Annotated in this window: 1 protein-coding gene; it reads left to right on the top strand. The window is 40.9% G+C overall.

Translation table 11 applies throughout. The features are described from left to right. The coding region (locus tag PUR56_RS09365) for a hypothetical protein (RefSeq protein ID WP_329948535.1) at positions 1 to 318 on the top strand (318 nt) is incomplete at both ends.

Raw genomic sequence — 318 nt, 5'->3', positions numbered from 1 at the left:
TTTTTTTTTTTTTTTTGGGGTGTGGGGTTTTTTTTTTTTTTTTTTTTTTATATATTTTGTTTTGGTGTGTTGTTTTTTATTTTTTTTTTTTTTTGGTTTTTTTTGTTTGGTGTGTTTGTTTTTTTTTTTTTTGTTTTTTTTTTGGTGTTGTTGTTGTGTGTTTTTTTTTTTCTTGTGGGGTTGGTGGTTTACTTTTTGTTGGTGGTGGAGCGGACGAAGACCGCGTCGACCGCTACGTCGCGCTGGGGCGTACCGGCCACCAGGCCCATTTAGGCGAGGGCGTTCTGGGGGGCGGTCCGCTCCTGCGGGTCGGCGAAC

Source organism: Streptomyces sp. BE303 (assembly GCF_036290945.1).
In the GTDB taxonomy this organism is placed as follows: Bacteria; Actinomycetota; Actinomycetes; order Streptomycetales; family Streptomycetaceae; genus Kitasatospora.
The sequence above is the reverse complement of the archived record's forward strand: the minus strand, read 5'-3'. Positions and strand labels throughout refer to the sequence as shown.